This is a genomic window from Helicobacter sp. MIT 14-3879, from assembly GCF_003364125.1.
Map to the genome: position 1 here is coordinate 1 of NZ_NXLP01000151.1, position 1352 is coordinate 1352.

The 1352-nt window shown below is 31.6% G+C and carries 1 protein-coding gene and 1 pseudogene; both read right to left on the minus strand.

Annotated features, from left to right (window positions below; all coding sequences use genetic code 11):
- Positions 1-977: lipase family protein (locus tag CQA44_RS12055; protein WP_258865050.1), on the minus strand; the 977-nt coding region annotated here is incomplete at its 3' end.
- Positions 974-1352 (minus strand): annotated as a pseudogene (locus CQA44_RS12855) (hypothetical protein); the annotation flags it as partial. The pseudogene CQA44_RS12855 and the gene CQA44_RS12055, both read right to left, overlap by 4 nt.

Sequence of the window (1352 nt, forward strand, 5' to 3'; positions counted from 1 at the left end):
TCACTTAGTATTGTAGAATCTATCTCATACACATTATCTAAATTTAGGGGCTTTAGATTTTTAGCTCCGGGTGAATTAAAGGTATAGACTTCTTTAATATTACCCTTAGAGTTTGGAGTAGCTAGAGATAGAGTTAGCATTTGGGCTAATGCACCTCCTAGTGAATGTCCTACTATTATGAGATTATTATCTTTATGTAGAGATGGATATTTATCTACACATTCACAATAAAACTTTAGCATATCTATATATTGATGATTAGGGAGAGAATCTAGGGCTAATGATACATCAGCTTCTGCTATATCATTAAAGATTCCAGAGGGGAATTCTGTGCCTCTTATAGAGAGTATCTTTTGATTATTATCTTGTGTGTCCTCAAAGAGTGTTGCAGAGAAGCCTGAAGTAGTATTGGGTTGATGATGTAGGAGTTTAAAGCGAGAAGTAAAGAATTTAGTGCGAGGAGAGAGGTGATGGGTGAGATTATTAGGAGAATCTTTATCTTGTTTATCTTTTTCTTTAATTTGCTCTTGTTTGATTTGTTCTTGTTTTTCTTTGGTAGTGGCGACGAGGAGTTGTTGATTTTCAAGGTCTGGTTTGTATTTATTTCTATCTATAAAATTTTGGATTGTATTTTCTATTGGTATCTCTTTATCTTCACTAGGTTTTTTAATGCTTACACCATAACTAAACCTTGCTTCTATTGCTAAAGCATAGGCAGTGGGTTGTCCTATTTTACGATTATTTGCTTTTGCTTGTTCTGTGATATTTTCTTGTTTTATCTCATATCCTAATTTTATTCCATCTGCATAGATCCATCTAGCAGGAGGTTTTATTTTAGGATTAGGATTCTCACTTTTTAATTTATCTAAGAAAAAATCTATCTCTTCATTCTCATCAATGTAATGTAGCATTGCATAGGATGCATCTGCTATATCTGCATAATCTTTAGCTTCTTCTATAAATTCTTTAGGTGTCATTCAATAGCTCCTTCTCTTGTTTCATTACTTTTTACAAATTTATCATTGATAAGATAAAAAATATTATTTGAATTAGCTTGAATCGAAGAATCTTGACTAAAGCTAATGCCAGCTCCCTCATCTCCATACATACCATAATCTGTTCTTGTCCCAAAAACTGTTACAAGAAAAGTTATGGGTATTACTTTATCACCACATTTATAATAGCTTGTTGTTAAAATATTATACTTTAATTTATTATAAGCCTCTTCTCCCATATATTCTTTTATTTTTTGGTAATAAGGTTTATAAGGTTCAAATTTATCACCACGATCACTAACAATTCCTGCAAAATACTTACAACCATTAGAGAGAGTTTTAGGGTATTTTTTATCA